The 18677-nt window shown below is 75.6% G+C and carries 20 protein-coding genes; 13 read left to right on the top strand and 7 right to left on the bottom strand.

Translation table 11 applies throughout. The annotated features are described in order from the left end of the window. The first annotated feature begins 6 nt into the window (after positions 1 to 6). A complete protein-coding gene (locus PH189_RS03190) occupies positions 7 to 444 on the top strand; it encodes a hypothetical protein (RefSeq protein ID WP_274187301.1) in 438 nt (145 codons plus the stop codon). Then, on the top strand, positions 441 to 776 hold the full coding sequence (locus PH189_RS03185) for a DUF3817 domain-containing protein (protein WP_274187300.1): 336 nt from the start codon (positions 441 to 443) through the stop codon (positions 774 to 776). The genes PH189_RS03190 and PH189_RS03185 overlap by 4 nt, the downstream gene beginning before the upstream one ends. Here the strand turns inward: PH189_RS03185 and PH189_RS03180 are convergent. After that, a complete protein-coding gene (locus PH189_RS03180; RefSeq protein ID WP_274187299.1) occupies positions 748 to 1575 on the bottom strand; it encodes a DUF2470 domain-containing protein in 828 nt (275 codons plus the stop codon). The two genes, PH189_RS03185 and PH189_RS03180, sit on opposite strands and share 29 nt — an antisense overlap. 122 nt (positions 1576 to 1697) lie before the next feature. On the opposite strand from PH189_RS03180, the gene PH189_RS03175 reads away from it, so the two are divergent. Genes PH189_RS03175 through PH189_RS03165 form a run of 3 tightly spaced genes read left to right on the top strand, consistent with a single transcriptional unit; the run spans position 1698 to position 4273 of the window. Then, complete coding sequence (locus PH189_RS03175; protein ID WP_274187298.1) at positions 1698 to 2600, top strand: hypothetical protein; 903 nt, start codon at positions 1698 to 1700, stop codon at positions 2598 to 2600. A gap of 42 nt (positions 2601 to 2642) precedes the next feature. Continuing rightward, the gene (pheA, locus tag PH189_RS03170; protein WP_274187582.1) at positions 2643 to 3617 is read left to right on the top strand and encodes a prephenate dehydratase; all 975 of its coding nucleotides are present in this window, start codon (positions 2643 to 2645) and stop codon (positions 3615 to 3617) included. Next, entirely contained in the window at positions 3614 to 4273 is a 660-nt protein-coding gene (locus tag PH189_RS03165) for a histidine phosphatase family protein (RefSeq protein WP_274187297.1), read from the top strand. The genes pheA and PH189_RS03165 overlap by 4 nt, the downstream gene beginning before the upstream one ends. 45 nt (positions 4274 to 4318) lie before the next feature. Here PH189_RS03165 and PH189_RS03160 read toward each other — a convergent pair whose 3' ends face one another. Both PH189_RS03160 and PH189_RS03155 read right to left on the bottom strand, forming a co-directional pair. Continuing rightward, on the bottom strand, positions 4319 to 4663 hold the full coding sequence (locus PH189_RS03160) for a metallopeptidase family protein (RefSeq protein ID WP_274187296.1): 345 nt from the start codon (positions 4661 to 4663) through the stop codon (positions 4319 to 4321). Between the two features lie 88 nt (positions 4664 to 4751). Continuing rightward, on the bottom strand, positions 4752 to 5987 hold the full coding sequence (locus tag PH189_RS03155) for a septum formation family protein (protein ID WP_274187295.1): 1236 nt from the start codon (positions 5985 to 5987) through the stop codon (positions 4752 to 4754). Positions 5988 to 6105: 118 nt separating this feature from the next. On the opposite strand from PH189_RS03155, the gene PH189_RS03150 reads away from it, so the two are divergent. The 4 genes from PH189_RS03150 (at position 6106) to PH189_RS03135 (ending at position 11926) form a co-directional block, all read left to right on the top strand. Continuing rightward, positions 6106 to 7014 carry a hypothetical protein gene (locus tag PH189_RS03150; protein ID WP_274187294.1) on the top strand — a complete coding sequence of 303 codons (909 nt, stop codon included), beginning with the start codon at positions 6106 to 6108 and terminating at the stop codon, positions 7012 to 7014. A 24-nt stretch (positions 7015 to 7038) separates the two neighbouring features. Next, positions 7039 to 8199, top strand: coding sequence for a glutathionylspermidine synthase family protein (locus PH189_RS03145; RefSeq protein ID WP_274187293.1), 1161 nt, complete (start codon positions 7039 to 7041; stop codon positions 8197 to 8199). Between the two features lie 51 nt (positions 8200 to 8250). Next, the gene (locus PH189_RS03140; protein ID WP_274187292.1) at positions 8251 to 8688 is read left to right on the top strand and encodes a DUF350 domain-containing protein; all 438 of its coding nucleotides are present in this window, start codon (positions 8251 to 8253) and stop codon (positions 8686 to 8688) included. A gap of 121 nt (positions 8689 to 8809) precedes the next feature. Beyond that, positions 8810 to 11926, top strand: coding sequence for an arabinosyltransferase domain-containing protein (locus PH189_RS03135; RefSeq protein WP_274187291.1), 3117 nt, complete (start codon positions 8810 to 8812; stop codon positions 11924 to 11926). Here PH189_RS03135 and PH189_RS03130 read toward each other — a convergent pair whose 3' ends face one another. Beyond that, positions 11927 to 12526, bottom strand: a complete 600-nt coding sequence (locus PH189_RS03130; protein WP_274187290.1) for an endonuclease — start codon at positions 12524 to 12526, stop codon at positions 11927 to 11929. Between the two features lie 86 nt (positions 12527 to 12612). Between PH189_RS03130 and PH189_RS03125 the strand changes: the two genes are divergently transcribed. The 4 genes from PH189_RS03125 (at position 12613) to PH189_RS03110 (ending at position 15702) form a co-directional block, all read left to right on the top strand. Next, on the top strand, positions 12613 to 13425 hold the full coding sequence (locus PH189_RS03125) for an HAD family hydrolase (protein WP_274187289.1): 813 nt from the start codon (positions 12613 to 12615) through the stop codon (positions 13423 to 13425). A 127-nt stretch (positions 13426 to 13552) separates the two neighbouring features. Next, positions 13553 to 14125, top strand: a complete 573-nt coding sequence (locus PH189_RS03120) for a phosphatase PAP2 family protein (RefSeq protein WP_378014948.1) — start codon at positions 13553 to 13555, stop codon at positions 14123 to 14125. Continuing rightward, positions 14122 to 15171, top strand: a complete 1050-nt coding sequence (locus PH189_RS03115; RefSeq protein ID WP_274187288.1) for a decaprenyl-phosphate phosphoribosyltransferase — start codon at positions 14122 to 14124, stop codon at positions 15169 to 15171. Before PH189_RS03120 ends, PH189_RS03115 begins: the two co-directional genes overlap by 4 nt. A gap of 36 nt (positions 15172 to 15207) precedes the next feature. After that, a complete protein-coding gene (locus tag PH189_RS03110) occupies positions 15208 to 15702 on the top strand; it encodes a GtrA family protein (protein WP_274187287.1) in 495 nt (164 codons plus the stop codon). Between the two features lie 18 nt (positions 15703 to 15720). Here PH189_RS03110 and PH189_RS03105 read toward each other — a convergent pair whose 3' ends face one another. From PH189_RS03105 to PH189_RS03095, 3 genes are read right to left on the bottom strand one after another with little or no spacing between them, the layout of a single operon-like run. Further along, a complete protein-coding gene (locus tag PH189_RS03105; protein WP_274187286.1) occupies positions 15721 to 16194 on the bottom strand; it encodes an FHA domain-containing protein in 474 nt (157 codons plus the stop codon). Next, positions 16191 to 17453: a PP2C family protein-serine/threonine phosphatase gene (locus tag PH189_RS03100; RefSeq protein ID WP_274187580.1), complete on the bottom strand. Its 1263-nt coding sequence runs from the start codon at positions 17451 to 17453 to the stop codon at positions 16191 to 16193. The genes PH189_RS03105 and PH189_RS03100 overlap by 4 nt, the downstream gene beginning before the upstream one ends. Continuing rightward, a complete protein-coding gene (locus PH189_RS03095; RefSeq protein ID WP_274187285.1) occupies positions 17453 to 18559 on the bottom strand; it encodes a protein kinase domain-containing protein in 1107 nt (368 codons plus the stop codon). Before PH189_RS03095 ends, PH189_RS03100 begins: the two co-directional genes overlap by 1 nt. Between the last annotated feature and the right edge of the window lie 118 nt (positions 18560 to 18677).

Raw genomic sequence — 18677 nt, 5'->3', positions numbered from 1 at the left:
GACACCGTGCTGCGCCTGCTCGTCACGCCCCGGTGGATCGGGTGGACGCTGTTCGCGCTCGCGGCGGTCGTGGTCTGCGGCCTCATGGCCTGGTGGCAGGTGGTGCGCGCGGAGTCGCCCGGCGGGTCGCTGCTCAACGCCGGCTACGCGTTCCAGTGGCCGCTGTTCGGCCTGTTCTTCGCCGCCCTGTGGTGGCGGATGTTGCGCGCCGAGGCGAAGGCGCTGGCCGAGGTGCGCGCCGCCGAGGCGCCCGCCGACCGCGGGCTCCGGCCCGTGCGGGCCGTCGCCGCGGACTCCCCGTTCGGGCCGCGCCCGGTCGGCGTGCGCGAGGGCGGCCTCGACGCCGGCGCCGACCCGGGCCCGGGACGCGCGCAGTACAACGCGATGCTGGCCGAGCTCGCGGCCCGCGGGAGGACCCCCGAGAAGGAGAGCGATCCGTCGTGACCACCCGTGCGCCCGCCCGGCCCACCCCCGACGTCGTCGCCGCGCTCAAGCGCTACCGGGTCGGAGCCTGGGTGGTCGGTGTGGGCCTGCTCGTGCTCGTCCTGGTCGGGATGCCGCTGAAGTACCTGGCCGGCAACGGCACCGTCGTCGCGATCGTCGGCCCGATCCACGGCTTCCTGTACATGGGCTACCTGCTGCTGACCGCGGACCTCGCCTACCGCGACCGCTGGCCGGTCGGTCGCGCGGTGCTCGTGGCGCTGGCGGGCACGATCCCGTTCGTCTCGTTCGTCGCGGAGCGGAAGATCACGCGCCCGCTGCGCGACGCGACGTAGGCCGCACGCCCGGCACCTCGCCGGGGCATCCGATGAGGGAGCGGACGGCCTCGCCGAGCTGACCGGGGCACGACAGCGGCGCGTCGAACGGCAGGCGCACGTCGTGGTCGGTGGCGTCGGGGTCCTCGGTCTCGATGCGCAGCCGCAGGCCGTGGCGGTCGACGCCGAGCGGGGCGATGCGGTTCCCGGGGCGCCGCAGATGAACGGGGAGCCGCGGCACGAGCGCCGACAGCGTGTTCGCGTGCGCGGCGGCGAGGTGGGCGAGCCACGCGTCGCCGGTGGCGGCGACGGGGTCCGGGGGCGCGGCGGCCACGGCGGTCGGGGCGAGCGCCTCGGTGCCCTCCGCGTCGGAGAGCACGACCATCGTCGGCTCGAGGCGCAGGAGCGTCTCGCCGTGCCCGACGTCGAGGAGCCGCTCGTCGGGCTGCTCGGCGGCGATGCGCAGCGCGGCCCGGCGGGCGACGCGCAGCGGCAGGACCCGCAGGCGGCCCGATATCCAGAGCAGGCCGCGGACGGGGCGGCGCACGGACACCGGGGCGACGTCGCTGAGCTCGAGCATCACCGGCAGCAGGGCGTCGCCCCGCTCGCGGGCGGCCAGCACCAGGGCGTGGTCGTCGGGGAACTGGAGCGTCGCGGCCCCGGTGGCGGGCACGTGGTGCAGGGTCGGGGCGGCCCGCAGGTCGCCGTCGGACTGCTCGGGCTCACCGATGACGGCGGCGTGCCGGGCACGCCCCGCCAGGGTGCGCGCCCGCTCGGCGGGCGTCGGGACGGGCGGCGCGGGCGGTCGACTCCTGGCCATCGGGCTCCCTCGGTCCGGCGAACTGAGGGGAGCCTAACCAAACTTCGGCGCTCGTCGCGAGACCGATCTGGATCCCCGGGCCGGTGCCGGGGCCGTCGCGGGCCGCCCGCTACCGTGCGGACGTGTCCACCGTCCCTCAGGCCGGCGGGGCACCGGTCGACGGTGTTCCCCCGCTGCTCCGCGCGATCGTCGACAATGCGGCGCTCGTGGACGAGGGCACGCGCCCGTCCATGGCGACGGTCGTCGACGAGCACCTCGCGGCGCGCGCCGCCGACGCCGGCGGGCTGCTCGGCTCGCTGGTGGTCCCCGTGTCCCGGCTCTCCGAGCTCGTCGCGGAGCTCGTGAAGCGCAGGCCCGCCGCGCCCGTCCCCGTCGCGCTCGCGGTCGACACCGGCCTCGGCGGTGTCCCCAAGGCGCTCTCGCTGACCTCGTCGCGGGCGGCCCTGCTCGATCCCCGCACGGTCGAGATGCCGGCGCCCCACGACGTCGACACGGTCTGGCTCGAGCGCGTCACCGAGTTCGTGCCCGAGGACGTCGTGGCCGTCGTCGAGCCGCGCCGTCCCGACGCCGACGGTTCGTCGGACTGGCTCGACGGCGTGCGCCGCGTCGTCGACCACGGCTGCCGCCCCAAGCTGCGCTGCGGCGGCGGGCGCGCCGGTGCCTTCCCGGGCATCCCCGACGTGGCCGGCTTCGTGGCCCTGGCCGTCGGCGCGGGACGGTCGTTCACGGCGAGCATCGGCCTGCAGTCCGCGGTGCGGCACACCGACCACGTCACCGGCTTCACCCACCACGGCTGGCTGAACCTGCTCGTGGCCACGCTGCGCGCCCTCGCCCCGGGCGCCGAGACCCCCGTCGAGGAACGCATCGGTGACGCGCTCGCGATCACCGACGGCGACGCGCTGGCCGTCGAGCTCGCCGGCGTCGGCCCGGACGCCGCGCTGCGCGTCCGCGCGCTGTTCTCGTCGTTCGGTTCGACCTCCGTGGCCGACCAGGGCCCCGAGCTCACCCGCCTCGGCCTGCTCTGACGCACGGCGGGCGCCTGCGTACGCTCGGTGGGCGTGACCGGTCTGCGCGTGGCGTTCCTCGGCCCGCACGGCACGTTCTGCGAACAGGCGCTGCGCACCCTGACGCCTGCCGACCTCGACGCCGCCCTGGGCGACGCCGAGCCCTCGGAGCACCCCCTGTCGAGCACCACCGCGGTGCTCGACGCGGTGCGGCGCGGTGACGCGGACGCGGCGTGCGTGCCCGTCGAGAACTCCGTCGAGGGCGGCGTGCCCGCGACGATGGACGGACTCGTCGAGCAGCCGCCGCTGGTGATCGTGCGGGAGATCCTGCTCCGCGTGGAGTTCGCGGTGCTGGTGCGCCCGGGCACCACGGCGGCCGACGTCACCAGCGTGGCGTCGCACCCGCACGGCGAGGCCCAGACCCGCCGCTGGATCGCCGAGCACCTGCCCGGCGCCGAGGTGCGGCTCACCGGCTCCACCGCGGCTGCCGCGGCGCAGGTGGCCGCCGGGGAGGTCGACGCCGCGGTGTGCGCGCCCGTGGCCGCGGCCCACCACGGGCTCGAGGCCCTCGCGACCGGGGTGCACGACAGCGGTGACGCCGTGACGCGGTTCGTCCTGGTCCGCCCGCCCGGGCCGCCGGGTCTGCCCACGCCCACGGGCGACGACCGCACCTCGATCGCGGCGACGACCGTGAACCGTCCCGGCGCGCTGCTCGCCGTCCTCACCGAGATCGCCATGCGCGGGGTCGACCTCACCCGCATCGAGTCGCGCCCGCTGCAGGACCGCCGCGGCGACTACTGGTTCTTCCTCGACGGCAGCGGGCACGTCGCCGACCCCGCGATGGGGGAGGCGCTGGCCGCGTTGCGGCGCCGGTGCACCGACGTGCGGTTCCTCGGCTCCTACCCGCGCGCCCGGCTCGACGGGCGCCGCGGGGACGCGGTGGCCGTGCCCGGCGAGCAGGAGCCCGGGCAGACCCTCAAGGACCACACCGAGGCGGCGGCCTGGGTGGCGGCGCTGCGCGACGGGACGGGCGCGTGAGCGATCGACGACTCGTCCTGGCCCGCCACGGCCAGACCCAGGCCAACATCGACCGGGTCCTCGACACCGTCCTGCCGGGGCCGCCGCTGACCGAGCTCGGGCGCGCGCAGGCCCACGCCCTGGGCGGGGAGCTCGGGGACGGCTCCGAGGGCACCGTGACCGCGCTGTACCACTCGCCGGCGCGGCGGGCCCGCGAGACGGCCGAGATCGTCGCGGGCTACGTCGGTCTCCCACCGGTGGAGGTCACCGGGGTGCACGAGGTGTTCGTCGGGGAGCTCGAGGGCCGCAACGACGAGGCCGCCGTCGCCGAGTTCCGCCGGGTCTACGACTGCTGGCAGGCCGGCGCCCTGGAGGTCGCCCACCCCGGCGGGGAGAGCGGGCGCGACCTGCTCGACCGGTACCTCCCCGCCGTCGCCGACCTGCGCGACCGCCATCCCGACGGCGGCACGCTCGTGCTGGTCAGCCACGGGGCCGCGCTGCGCCTGGCCGCCCAGGAGCTCGTCGAGCACGTCGGCACGCCGCGCGCGGAGGAGGAGCACGTGGCCAACTGCGGCCGCGTCGTGCTGCGGCCCCGCGGCAGCGGCTGGGAGCTCGTCGCCTGGCGCGCCGCCGTCCCCGGCGGCCTGCCCTCGAGCAGCGACGACGTCACCGGCTGACGTGAGCGAACTTCGGGCCTATAGGCCCGAAGTTCGCCCACGGCCCTATCCCCACCCCAGGCGGTGCAGGGTCTCCTCGTCGATGCCGAAGTGGTGCGCGATCTCGTGCACGACGGTCACCGCGACCTCCTCGCGCAGCTCGTCCTCGTCGGAGCACACGTCCCCGAGGGCGAGGCGGTAGAGCGTGATCCGGTCGGGCAGGACACCGCCGTAGTCGCTGTAGCGCTCGGTGAGCGCGACGCCCTCGTAGACCCCGAGCAGGTCGGGCTCCTCGGGATGGCGGTCGTCGACGAGCACGACGACGTTGTCCATCGCCCGGGTCAACGGTGCCGGGAGCTCGTCGAGGGCGTCGGCGACGAGCTCCTCGAACCGTTCGGGGCCGACCTCCACCCGCGCAGGCTAACCGCGCCGAGGAGATCGGCAGGGCAGCGCTCCTCCGTCGCGCTGCCCTGCGATTCCGGCGCGGGGGATGTGGGGGTCAGCCGCCGCCGAGGCCCGGGACGGGCAGCGACGGCACCGGCAGGCCGGGCTGCTGCCCGCCGGTCTCCTGCCCCGCCCCGCCGGCCGTGCCGCCGGTCGCGCTGCCGCCGCCCTCCGGGGCCGGCGTCGCGGAGCCCGGCACCGACGCCGGTGCGCCGGGACGCAGGCTCGGCGCCGTCGTCGCGGGCGCCTCGCCGCCGATCGTGACGCCGTCCGCGGCCTTGCCCGTGAGCGGGGCGAAGCCGGAGTTGTCGGTGAGCAGCGAGCCGAGGTTGCAGGTGACGCGCCGGGTGCCCGCGGTCCAGGACTCCTGCGCGAGGTTGGTCCAGTACACCGTGAGCTTCGAGTCGGTGAGCTTCTGTGCGGAGCCGACGTACTGCTCGGCGATCCGCTGGCAGGTCGGCTGCAGGTAGTTGTCCTGCTCGTCGACCGACGGGAACGCGGCGCGGAACTGGGTGCCGAGGTCGACGATCCCGGCCACCTCGGCGGCGTGCGTCTCGCCGCAGGCGACCGGGTCGGAGACCTCCTTGCCGGCGAGCCCGAGGCAGGTGCCCGCATCGAACACCACGGCCTGGTCGGCGTCGGCGATCCGGCCGCTCGACGGGAACAGCGCGCCCGTGCGGCCCGGGGCCTGCAGCCCGCAGCGCACCGTCCGGTCGCCGCCGTCCCACGCGGCCTGGGTCGGCTTGAGGGCGCCCGTCTTGTAGCGGCCCGCGGGGTCGAGGCGACCCTGCAGGTACCGGGTGGCCTGCGGGGTGCACTGGTCGGTGACGAGCTGCTGCCAGGCGGGGTCGGCGGGGAACGGCGCCCCCGGCGGCTGGGTGGCGGTGACGGCACCGACGCTCTCGAAGAGGTGCGGCTGCGCGCACTCGACCTCGCGGACGTCGCCGGCGTCGTCGCGGCCCCAGGTCAGGCAGCGGCCGGGCTCGGTGGTCAGCGCGGGGCGCTCGTCGACGTCCTCACCGCTCGAGCCGCCGGACGCGCTCGGCTGCTGGTCGGCGACCCCGAGAACCCCGGGGGCCTGCCCGGTGGCGGCGAGCGCGGTGGCGGCGATCAGCATGATCAGTGCCCCGGCCAGCACGCCGATGACACCGCGGCGCGCGGCGCGACGACGGGGGTCGGTGCCGTCGTCGGGCCCGAGGACGCGGTCGAGCAGGCGGCGGTGGGCGGCGTCGTCGCCGGAGTCGGGGCGGTCCTCACCGGACGGCCCGGACTGGCGTTCCCGGAGCAGCATCGCCCTGACATCATGCCGTTCCCGGATGTGGCCGGGCCCGTCGACCCCGCTTCGGGCAGGATCGGTGGTGACCGGCGCGCGCCGGACGGTGCCGGTGACGGCGGGCGGGAGGGAACCGATGACGGAGCGAGAGGGCGACGACACTCGCCCGTCCGACGGACGGACCGAGAAGGTCGACACCTCGGCGGCGCGGCCGACGGACAAGGTCGACACATCGGGGGTGCAGCCCACCGAGAAGGTCGACACCTCGGCGGTGTCCGCCGGGCGCCACCGCGGGGCCGACGACGCCACGGACGATGCCGCGGGCTCCGACGACACCGCGACCCCGCCCTCGGGCGTGCCCGCGGCCACGACGGGATCCGGCAGCGGGGCGATGGCGGCGGTGGGCGCCGACTCCGGGCAGGAGGCCCGGGGCCGGTCCCGTGGCCGCGTGCGCTACCAGGACCCCGAGACCACCAAGCCCCGCGAGCCCACGGTCGCCGAGCAGCGCGCGCGCCGCGAGGCGCAGCGGCGCGAGCGGGCCCAGCGCGACGCCGCGGAGGCCGCCGAGCAGCGCAAGAAGAAGATCCGCAAGCGGGTGCTGGTCGGCGGCGGTGTCGCGGTGGGCGTGGTCGCGGTCGTCGCGATCGTCTACGCGGCCAGCCAGCCGGACGAGGTCGAGGCCCAGTGCGTCGACCCGCAAGGCGTCGTCGTGCCCGACGAGAACTGCGGCGGGAGCCAGCAGGGCGGCTACTACAACAGCAGCGGCGTCTTCGTCCCGATCTTCATCGGCGGCTTCGGCAACCAGTACCACTACAACTACGGCAGCCGGTCCCCCGTGGGGACGGTCGCGCAGGGCGGGACGACGGCACCGCCGGCGGCCGGCACCAGCGTGCGCAGCGGCACCACGGGCAGCTCGCTGGGGTCGACCTCGAGCAGCGGCACGGTCAGCCGGGGCGGTCTGGGCGTCGGCGGCAGCTCCAGCGGCACGAGCGGCTCGTCGGGCAGCTCGAGCAGCAGCGGGGGCAGCAGCTCCAGCGGCAGCTAGTGGCGGTACGGCAGGATCGGCGTCGTGCAGCGCGCCACCGGTAGGCCCCGTCCCGACTGGCAGTCGAAGATCGAGGAGCAGGGGCTGGTGTTCGGAACCCCAGCCGCGGGGCTGAACGGCGCCCGGCCCTACTGGGACGAGTCGGTGCACTACGTCTTCGACATGGCCGAGGTCCTCTCGCTCGAGGCCGACGTCGAGCTCCTGCACTCGATGTGTCTCGAGGCCGTCGACCACGTCGTCACCACCGAGCGGTTCCGCGACTTCGCGCTGCCGGAGTGGTCCTGGGAGCAGGTCGCGGCGTCCTGGCGACGCGGCGACCCGCACCTCTACGGGCGCTTCGACCTGCGCTACGACGGCTCGGGGCCGGCGAAGCTGATGGAGTACAACGCCGACACCCCGACCACCCTGCTCGAGGCGTCGATCTGCCAGTGGTACTGGCTCAAGGACGTCCACCCCGACGACGACCAGTGGAACTCGCTGCACGAGAAGCTGGTCGAGCGCTGGGGCGAGATCGCCGCGAAGCTGCCGCGCAACGAGGTGCACTTCTGCTGGTCGCAGGCCGATCCCACGGGCGAGGACCACGTCACCGTCGCCTACCTGCAGGAGTGCGCGGCCGAGGCCGGCCTGGACACCATCGGCCTCGCGATCGAGCAGCTCGGGTGGGACTCCGCGCTCGACCGCTTCGTCGACCTCGAGGAGGCGCCGATCGCGACGGTGGACAAGCTCTACCCGTGGGAGTGGGTCCTCGGCGACGACTTCGGCAAGCACGTCGTCCGCAGCCTGCCCGAGACGACGTGGATCGAGCCGCTGTGGAAGACGTTGCTGTCGAACAAGGCGCTGCTCGCGGTGCTGTGGGAGATGTACCCCGGGCACCCGAACCTGCTCCCGGCCTCGCTGGGTGACCCGGGCCTGCTCACCGAGTACGTCCGCAAGCCGTTGCTCGGCCGCGAGGGCGCGAACATCGCGATCGTCGCCCCGGGCTACGAGACCGAGACCGGCGGCGTCTACGGCGAGGAGGGCTACGTCTACCAGCTCTTCGACCCGCTGCCCGAGTTCGACGGCTACCGCCCCGCCCTCGGCGCCTGGATCGTCGGCGACACCTCCGCAGGGCTCGGCATCCGGGAGACGACGGGGCTCGTGACGGACAACGGCGCGGCGTTCGTGCCGCACCGCATCCCCGACTGACGCCGTGCCCTAATCTGGCGCCCCGATCGCCGGCGATGGAGGCCACGACAGGTGCTCGCTCCCGAATTCTGGCCCACCGTGGGCGTCAACGTCGGCCTGATCGCGGTCTACGCCGTGATCGGGGCCGTGCTGATGTACGTGGGCTACTTCGCCATCGACCTCACGACGCCCGGCGACCTGCGGGGGCTGGTCCGCGAGGGCCGGCCCAACGCCGTCGTCGTCTCGGCCGCGGGGATGGTCTCGATGGCGCTGATCGTCGTCGTGGCCATCTACATCTCCGGCGGCGGCTTCGTCGAGGGCATGCTCAACACGGCGATCTACGGCCTGGTCGGGATCGTCGCCCAGGTGCTCGCGGTGCGCGGGCTCGAGGCCGTGGCGCGTCTCGACGTCGACGCCTGCCTGCACGACGACCGCTTCACCGCGGACTCCGCGGTGATCGCGGCGATGCACGTGGCGCTGGGGCTCGTCGTCGCCGTCGCCATCATCTAGCCCCGTCACGGGACACGCGCCCCACCCCGACCCCTTCACCGGCCTCGCACGACCTACCCTTCCCCGTGGTGCCAACTCCCCGGTTCGTCCCGCTGTCGACCGCGCGCCCCGAGGGCGGGCGGTGACGACGCTCGTGCGCGCCGGGAGCGCGACCTCGCCGCCGGGCGACGGACCCGACCCGGTGACGCGTCCGAGCGGGACCACCGTGCTCGTGTGGGCGCTGCTGACCCTGCTCCTGGGCATCGCGGTGCCGCTGGCCCCGGTGACCGTGCAGGACACGACCGTGACGTGGCCGGACCCGGCGGCCGCGGCGGGCGCCCCGGTCTCGACGCAGCTGGCGCTCAACCCGCCCCGGCCGCTGGGTTTCTCCGCGACCGTGCCGTGCGCCGCGCTGCGGGCGGGCGGCAACGTGCTGAGCACGATGCCGTCCGACGCGGGCGGCGGCGGTCTCCTGCTCGCCTCGACCGGCACGCAGGCCGCCCTGACGGTCTCCGGCACGACGGTCGCGGCGGGGCCGGTGCCCGCGGGCGACTGCCGGCTCGTCGTCACCGCCGACGAGGCGGGCCTGCGGGTGACGCAGGACGGCGTGCCCCTGCCGCTGTCCTGCGGGGACTGCGCGGGCGTCCTGCCGCCCATGATGTCCCAGCTCACGACGAGCACCGACGGGACGCAGGCCGCCGCGGGCCTGGCCGCGACGGTGCGCACCGACGACCGCTACGACTCGACCCCCGGGCCGCTGAAGGTCGTGCTGCTCGTCGCGCACCTCGCGGCCCTCGCGGTGCTGCTCGTCCTCGTGCACCGCCAGGGCCGCTGGCGGCGGGCGCGCGGCTGGCTCGGCCCGCGGTCCTGGCCGGGACGTCTGCGACGGCACCTCTCCTGGGCCGACGGCCTGCTGCTCGCGATCTCGGCGGGCTGGGTGTTCGTGGCGCCGATGAACTTCGACGACAGCTGGTACCCGCTGATGGCGCGGGACGCCGGCGAGGCGGGCTACATCGGCAACGCCGTCTACATGTTCAACGTCACCGAGAACCCCTTCGTGGCCTCGCAGTACGCGATGCAGGTCTGGGGCGCGATCGGTGGCTGGGGCCTGGTCTGGCAGCGCTGCCTGCCGCTGCTGTTCGGCCTGGCGACCTGGGCGCTGCTGCGGACGTTCTTCGTCCTGCTCGGGCGGCGCACCGAGGTCCGCTACGCCTACGTGCCCTGGGCGCTGCTCCTCGCGCACCTGCTGTGGTGGCTGCCGTTCGGGCTGACGCTGCGGCCCGAGGCGCTGATCGTGCTGCTCTCGGTCATCGTGCTGCTGCTCGTGGAGCTCGCCCGCGACCGTGAGGCCCCGATCCTCTACGCCGGCGCGATGATGGCCGCGGCGATGGCCATCGCGTGCTCCCCGACCGGCGTCGTCGCGATCGCCCCGCTGCTGGTGGAGCTCCCGCGGGCGTGGCCGAAGATCGTCGCGACGCCCCGGCGCGAGCAGCTCACCGTGCTCGCCGTGCTGGCCGCGGCGTCCTCGGTCGCCATCCCCGTGGCCTTCGCCGACGCCTCGCTCGGAGACGTGATCGAGGCGTCGGCGGTGCACGCGTACTACTACGACACCGTCCCCTGGTACGACGAGCTCGTCCACTACCAGACCCTGCTGGGCCCCGGGCGCACGCCCTGGGCGGCCCGCATGCCGATCCTGATCACCCTCGGCCTGACGCTCCTGGTCGCGGCGGGCAGCGGGCGGCGCGGGCCCGACGACGACGCCCTGCGCCGCGTGCTGCTGCACGCCGCGGCGACCACCGCCGTCGCCTTCGCCCTCGTCGCGGCCAGCCCGACGAAGTGGGTCCTGCACTTCCCGGCCATCGCCGCCTCGGGCACCGTGCTGATCGCGCTGGCACTCCTGCGCGGTCCGATGCCACGCCACGACCGCGCGCTGGCGACCACCGGGGGCGTCGCCATCCTGGTCATCGCGACGTCGGTGAGCTACGCCGGGTGGAACCTGTGGCGGCCCTACACCGACCGCGGGCAGTTCTTCGGCGCGCACGCCGACCCGTATCCGACGCCGCTGAGCCAGAACCTCCTCGCCCCGCACTTCGGGCCGGTGTTCCTGCGCAATCCGCTCGTCTGGGTCGCGGTCGCGCTGCTGGCCGCCGCGTGGGCGCACTGGTCGCTGCGGCGCTGGCCCGAGCGCCGGCTGCCGCGTCCGGAGCCGGACCGGGCCCTGCTCGCCGTCGCGTGCGGCAGCGTGGTCGTCGGGCTGATCGGGATCATGATCCTCGCGCCCCTGCGCCAGTACCCGGGCTGGACCGTCGCGCTGGGCAACGTCAAGGACGTCGTGCGCCAGGGCTGCGGGCTCGAGGACAACGTCACGGTCCTGCGGCCCACGCCGGTCCCGCTCGGCGGCCCCGTGAACCCGGCGACGACCACCGGCAACTTCGTCGACGACACCGTCGCGCCCGTCCCGGAACCGGTGCCCGGCCTCGGACGGGTCTGGCACGACGTCACCGACGACTCGAGCGGCCGCGGCACCGTCGTCACCGGCTGGTATCCGGTGCCGGCCGGCTCGGACGCCACCGACGTCGTGGTCCCGATGCTCGAGGACGGTCCCCCCGACGAGCAGGTGTCGGTCGAGTTCGGCGACGGTCCGGCGGCGAACCCCAGGGTCCTGGGACGGACGGGCATCGACTACCTCCCGAACGCCGACGAGCGGACCTGGCAGCAGCGCCCGGCGTCGCTCGTCGACGCGCCCGGCGACCCGACGTTCGTGCGGGTCGTCGTCGACTCGACGGGGCAGCGCGGGTCGGACCGCCTCGCCGTCGCCGAGCCCTTCCTCGCGCGCCCGTCGCCGATCGCGCCGGTGCTGGGCGACCGGCCCGTGCTCGTCGACCAGATGTCGGCGGTGATGTGGCCGTGCGTGAACCAGGTGGCGGTGCACGACGGCATCGCCCCGCCCTCGGAGGTGCGGATCCACGCCGACGAGGACCTGACCTCGGCGTACTACGGGCTGCAGGACAGCCGGTTCCGCGGCGGCGTGTGGCGGTTCGACACCGTCGGCGCCACCTACGTCCGCCTCGCCACGGCCGTCCCGCCCGGCGCGGAGGCCGCCAAGCCGTGGGGCCGCGTCGACCTCGTCGTCCGCGACCTGCCCACCGGGGGCTACGGCGTCACCACCACGGAGCGCACGAAGTCCGGCTGGGAACGCGGCCCGACCCTCGCCCGCGAGGAGTACGTCGGCGTCGAGCCGCAGGGCGCCGTCGGCTAGTCAGCCGTTCACCGTCTCCCGGACGAGGGCGGCGGCGAAGCGGGCGAGGTCGTCGCCGGGCACCTGCTCGGCGAGCTTCCGGGGATCGCGGGGAAACCCCAGCTTCTCCGCGCCGTCGAGGGCCTTGGCGTCGAGGTGGGGCCGGAACTCGGGCCACACGGCCTGGACCTCGCGCGTGAAGATGTCGGCGCCCACGGGACCGAGGCGGGGCACGGCGGTGAGGTGCTCGGCGAGCGTCCCGGCGTCCCCGTCGGCGGCCTTGCGCATCCGGCGCAGGTCTCCGCCCCACTCGTCGAGCACGAGCTGCGCGCCCTCGCCCAGCGCCGTCGAGGTCTGCTCGGTGCTGCGGTACTTCGCGCGGGCGAGGGCGTCGATCCGCTCCTGCCAGGTCGCGTCGCGCATCCGCGCGGGCGTGCCCAGGCCGGACTCGACGAGCTCGCGACAGGCGCGGATGCCCAGCTGCGCCTGCACGCGGCGCGAGAGCAGGACGCTGAGCACGAGCAGGCGGTAGAGCGGCGCCGGCGTGTCCTCGAGCTGGATGCCGGCCTCGTCGGCGAAGGTCCGGCCGCCCTCGTCGAGCAGGGTCTCGATCGTCGTCATCGAGGCGGGTACCCCGCACGTGGGTGATATGGGTCGTCCCGGCGACCCGGATCGCTCACGTGGCCGCAGGCCATAGTCTCGGGAGCGTGCAGAGCCCGCGCCTGGTCGCCAGCGACGTCGACGGGACGTTGCTCGGCGAGGACGGGGAGCTCTCGGACCGCACGCGCGCCGTCGTCGGACGCATGCTCGCCGGCGGGGTGCCGCTGGTGCTGGCCACGGGTCGCCCGCCGCGCTGGGTGCCCCGGGTGTGCGACGCGCTGGGCGTGCACCCCCTCACCGTGGCCGCCAACGGCGCGGTGCTCTACGACGCGGCGACCGACCGGGTGCTCGCGACGGAGACCCTCGACGTGGACGCGCTCGCCGAGGTCCTCGACGGCCTGCGCGCCGCGATCCCGGGGTGCGGCATCGCGGTGGAGCGGGTCGGCGACGGCGCCTTCGACCGGCGTGACCAGCAGTTCGTCTCGGACCCCACGTACGTGCACGCCTACCCCCTGCCCGACCATCGGCAGGTGGTGCCGGGCGAGCTCCTGGCCGAGCCGGTCGTCAAGGTGCTCGCCCGCCACCCGACCCTCGACAGCGCGACCATGGCGACGGAGGCGCGGCGGGCCGTCGGACACCTCGTCGACATCACGTACTCCGCGAGCGGCGGGTTGCTCGAGTGCGCCGTGCGCGGGGTCACCAAGGCGACCGGGCTCGCGCGTGCCGCGGCGCACCACGGGGTGGATGCCGCGGGCGTCGTCGCGTTCGGCGACATGCCCAACGACCTGGCCATGCTGGCGTGGGCGGGACACGGCGTCGCGGTGGCCAATGCGCACCCGGATGTGCTCCGCGTCGCGGACGAGGTCACGGCGAGCAACCTCGAGGACGGCGTCGCGTCTGTTCTCGAGAGGTGGTTCTGACCGAACCCCGCATCGAACCGCAGCCCGGCGTGGCGCGATGGACCACTGCAGGGGCGATGTCAAGACCCGCGTAGCATCCGCTCGGGTGGCAGGCGAACGCCGCCTCGCGAGCAGGAGGGACCACCACGTGCTCGATCGTGCCGAGGGGCCCGATGTGACCATCGGGCCGGCCCGGGGCGAGGTCGCGGTCCTCGAGACCGTGCAGCACCGCCTCGGCACCCCGCCGGTCGTGGGCGCCGCGCGGGCGCTCTCGTTCTTCGGGGAGCACGCCGCCGGGTGGATCGCCCTCGGTGTGCTCGGCGCGGCGCTCGACGCCCCGCGTCGCCGCCAGTGGGGCACCGCGGTCGCCGGTGTGGTCGCCGCGCACGGTGGCTCGATCGCCGTCAAGCGCGTCGTGCGCCGGCGCCGTCCCCACGATCCCCGGCTGGCCGTCCACGTCGGCACCCCGAGCCGGCTGAGCTTCCCGTCGTCGCACGCCTCGTCCACCACCGCCGCCGCCCTGCTCTACGCGGGCCTCGTCGGCGGCGGGGGAGCGGGTGTCGCGGCGCTCGTCGTGCCCGGCATGGCGCTCTCGCGCCTCGTCCTGGGCGTCCACTACCCGACCGACGTGCTGGCGGGCTCGGTGCTCGGGGCGGTGTGCGCGGCCGGCGCGCGCCGCGCCGTGCGCCGGGGCTCGGTCGGCCGCTGGAGGACCGCATGACCCCCGTGACGCCGTCGAGCGCCGCCCGCGAGCAGGAGGAGACCACCGCGGTGGTCGCCGATCCCGCCGGCTCGAGCACCGAGACGACTGCCGAGTCGAGCACCGGGTCCACGCCGGATACCACCCGCCGCCCCCGCCCCGTGGCCGTGCCGCTGGGCCTGCTCAAGGCGATGCGCCCGCGGCAGTGGGTCAAGAACATCCTGGTGCTGGCCGCGCCGTTCGCCGCCGGCCGCCTGTTCGACCTCACCGTCCTGCCGGACGTCGCGCTGGCGTTCGTGGCGTTCTCGCTCGCGGCCTCCGGTGTCTACCTGATCAACGACACCAAGGACGTCGAGGCGGACCGCGCGCACCCCAAGAAGAAGAACCGCCCGATCGCGGCGGGCATCGTCCCGCCGGCGCTCGCGGTCGTCACGGGGATCGTGCTGTTCGCGGCCGCGCTGGGCGTCAGCCTGCTCGCCGATCCCGATCTGCTGCTGGTCACGGCGATCTACATCGTCGTGCAGCTGGCCTACTGCCTGTGGCTCAAGCACGAGCCGGTCATCGACATCTGCATCGTCTCGTCCGGCTTCCTCATGCGGGCCATCGCGGGTGGCGCGGCCGCGGGCCTGCCCCTGTCGCCCTGGTTCCTGCTCACCATGGCGTTCGGGTCGCTGTTCATGGCGTCGGGCAAGCGCTACGCGGAGATGCGCCTCGCCGAGCGCACCGGCGCGAAGATCCGCAAGTCGCTCGAGCGCTACTCCGCGTCCTACCTGCGCTTCGTGTGGTCGCTCTCGGCCACCGTCGTGATCATGGCCTACGGCCTGTGGGCGTTCGGTATCGGCGTCACGGCGACGCCCGGCCGGATGCCGACCTCGCCCTCGACCTGGGCGATCGTCTCGATCGTGCCGTTCGTCGTCGCGATCCTGCGGTACGCGGTCGACGTGGACGGCGGCAACGGCGGCGAGCCCGAGGAGATCGTCCTGGGCGACCGCGTGCTGCAGGTGCTCGGCCTCGTCTGGGTCGCGCTGATCGGCCTCGCGGTCTACTTCGCGCCGGGCATCGCGTGAGGCCCGCCGGAGCCCTCGCGGGATGACGGTCCCGGGATGACGGGGACGGCCCGTCCGGCGCGCGAGCTCCTCGGCGGGCTCGTGCGCTACGGGCTGGTCGGGCTGGCCAACGCGGCCACGTACTACGGCACGTACCTCCTGGCCCACCCGCGCGCGGGCTACCTCGTCGCGCACACCGTCGGGCTGGGCACGGCCATGGTGGTGTCGTTCTTCCTCAACTGCCGCTTCACGTTCCGCGTGCGCCCGACGTGGACGCGGTTCCTGCTCTACCCGGCGTCCCAGGTGGTCAACATCCTCGCCACCACCGTCGGCGTCGTCGGGCTCGTGCACCTCGGTGTCGACGAACGCCTCGCCCCGCTGGCCGCGGCGGCGCTGGCGCTGCCGGTGAGCTTCCTCGCCGCGCGCTTCGTCATCACCCGGGCGGTGCTGGAGCCGCGCCCGTTCGCTGCGGCGCCCGCGGTCACGCCGCCGTCGGCGCCGTCGGTCGGCGAGGCCGTGACGCGCCCGATCCCCCTGGTGGACCGGCGCTGAACGGCCGGCGCCGGCGACTCAGCGACGCTCGACGGTCAGCGTCGTCCAGGCCCCGACGTGGATCCGGTCGCCCGACTGCAGCGGCACCGGGGTGTCCGGCGTCAGGGCCTCCTCCGCGTAGTTCAGCGTCGTCCCGTTGGTCGACCCCGCGTCGATCACCACCCACCGGTCGCGGGGCAGGGCGAGGAGCACCGCGTGCAGGTGCGAGACGCCCGGATCGCGCGGCGGGCCGCTGAGATCGATCTCGGGGAGATCCCCGGGATGGCTTCCGGGGTGGCTGCCGGGGTGGCCACCGGCCGGGTCGCCGGCGCGCCCGATGCGGACCTCGTCGGCGCGCAGCACGACCTCGCGCGGCGCGAGCCCGGACGGGAAGTCGTCGGCGAGGGGCGCGGTCGAGTCCGCGGTCTCCCGGGCGCGCACGAGGTCGTGGTAGTCGCGATCGGCCCAGATCGTCACCACCCAGGAGCCGCCCCCCGGCGCCTCGTCGCTCACCGGTCGACCACACCCTCCCCGTCGAGCGGGATGGGCCCGGTGCGCTCGTCGGGGCCGCGGCCGTCGACGGCCACCGACGGCCGTCCCGAGTCGGCGGGGGGAACGATCGGCACGATCGCGAGCGTGGTGTTGTCGTGGCCGCCGTCGTCGAGCGCGGCCGAGAGCAGGGCGAGCGCCGCCGCGAGGGCGGGGTGCTGCTCGCCGTCGTCGCCGTCACCGGGCACCGCGCCGCCGAGCGCCGGCGCCGCGAGGCGGGCCAGCACGTCCGGGTCGGGCAGGTGGTTCCACAGCCCGTCGCTGCAGAGCATCAGGACACCGGGGATGCCGAGCCGCACCCGGCGGGCGTGCGCCGGTCCGCTCGGGGCGTCGCGCCCCAACCAGCGGGTGAGGACGTGGGCGCGCCGGTCCCGGGCGGCGTCCTCGCGGGACATCAGCCCCGCGTTGGCGATCTCCTCGGCCCACGAGTCGTCGGTGCTCAGCAGGCGCGACGACCCGTCGCCGGCCAGCCAGTAGGCCCGGCTGTCCCCGATCCACGACACGACGGCGTCGCCGCCGCGCACGACCGCCGCGACGTACGTGCAGGCCGGGCTGTCACCGCCCCCGCGTCCGAGGTCGGCCGCCGCGGTGGCCGCCGCTGCCGACGCCGCGGTCGCGAGCGCGTCGAGCTCCCCGCTCAGACCGGTGCCGGCGCGGCCGGCGGCGTCCTCGGCGGCCTCGGCGGCCTCGCCCGGGTCCTCCGACACGGTCGCGATCGGCCCGGTGTCCCCGGAGGAGACGGCCTCCCCGGAGGAGATGGCCGGGAACCCGGACGGCGGTGTCGCGGGGGCCGCGGCGGTCTCCAGCGCGGCACCGACCGCGGCACCGACGGCGGCGAGGCTCGCCTCGTCGCCGCGACGGGCGGAGGCGACGCCGTCGCAGACCACCGCGACCCACGTCTCGATGCCGCCCTCGACGCGCCGGCCGAGCTCGACGGCGTCCTCGTTGCGACGGCGCCGCAGGCCGCGGTCCGTGACGGCGGCGGCGGCGCCCAGGACCAGCTCGACGTGGTCGCGCACCGCCGGGCGGGGCGACCCGCAGGTCGGGCAGGCCCCGTCGCTCGCGGGCGGCGTCTCGTCCCCGCAGCGCGGGCAGCGCGGCGGCGCGACCGTCGCGAGCTCCGAGCGCAGGTCGGTGCGCTCCACGAGGGGGCCCCCGGGCTCGGCGTCCCCGGACCGGGCGGCACGCCCCCCGGGCATCGGGGCGCGCCCGGCCATCTCCATCACGGGATCGCTGCTCCTCGGACGTCACGGGGGTCACGGGTGTCGCGGGGCACGCCGTGGGGGGTCGGGCCATCTTCCCGGCCCGTCCCGGCGACCACGCCGGCCCCCACCCTCTCCACGCCCGGTCGGGTGGCCGGATCGATCAGGCCGGCGGTGCCGTAGCGCGCCCGCACCCGCCGGGCCTGGGCGGCGAACGCCTCGACGCTGCGGTGACGGTGGGCGGGATCGGGGTGGGTGGCGCGGGTCAGGAGGGCCACCAGGTCGGGGTGATCGCGCAGGACCGGCACGCCGGCCGGGTCGGGCAGACGGTGGGCGTGCCGTCGCTGGTGGTCGAAGTCGGCGAGCAGCACGGCGAGCGTGCGGCCCAGCGCGAAGACCTCGGAGGCCACCGACGGGCCGGCCCCGCCGGGGTGGATCTCGGGGGCGACGAACCCGGTGGTCGTCCAGACATCGCTCCGGTGGTCCTCGACGCGCCGCACGCTGCCGAGGTCGAGCACCGTGATCCCGTCGGGCCCCGTGAGCAGGTTCGACGGGTTGAGGTCGGCGTGCAGCAGCCCGTGCGCGTGCAGGGCCGCCACTGCGGGCACCGCGCCCAGGACGGCGTCGAGCGCCTCGGCGGGCGGACACGGGCGGTGCTCGGAGAGCGTCTCGCCGTCCACGTGGTCGAGCACGAGCAGGCGCACCGGGCCGTCACGTCCTTCGGCCCGCACCTCGTCCCTCGCGCGGACCAGGCCGGGGATGTCGAGCCCGAGCAGCACCGCGGTCTCGCTCACCGCGAGCGCGCCCGCGGCCGGACCCTCGGGGCCCTCGAGGCGCCCGAGCACGACGAGGGCGCCGTCCCGGACGCGCGTGCCGGTGAACGACCAGCCGCGCGCCCCGCGAGCCAGCGGGGCCCGCACCCGGTAGCGGCTCGCCGAGCCGGCGAGGTCGGTGCCGACCGCCAGGTCGGGGCGGACGTCGAACCGCGCGCCGCACCAGGGGCAGACGCCGCGCTCCGGTCCGGGGCGTCCGGCACGTCCCCGGCCCACCGGTCCGTCGCAGCGCGCGCAGAACCGCGCCTGCTCCGGGACCGGGGGACCTGCGGTCCCCGGGTCGGTTCGGTCCATCTCGTCTCCTGCGTCCGGATGGCGTGCGGGTGGCGGGCCGGTGGCGTGCGGGTGGTGACCGGGGTGACTACGCCCCACGCCATGGTGTCACCGCCACGCCGCACGCTGCGCTCCGCCG

Source organism: Actinomycetospora chibensis (genome assembly GCF_028737215.1).
Taxonomy (GTDB): Bacteria; Actinomycetota; Actinomycetes; order Mycobacteriales; family Pseudonocardiaceae; genus Actinomycetospora; species Actinomycetospora chibensis.
This window is presented reverse-complemented; position numbering and strand designations above follow the sequence as displayed.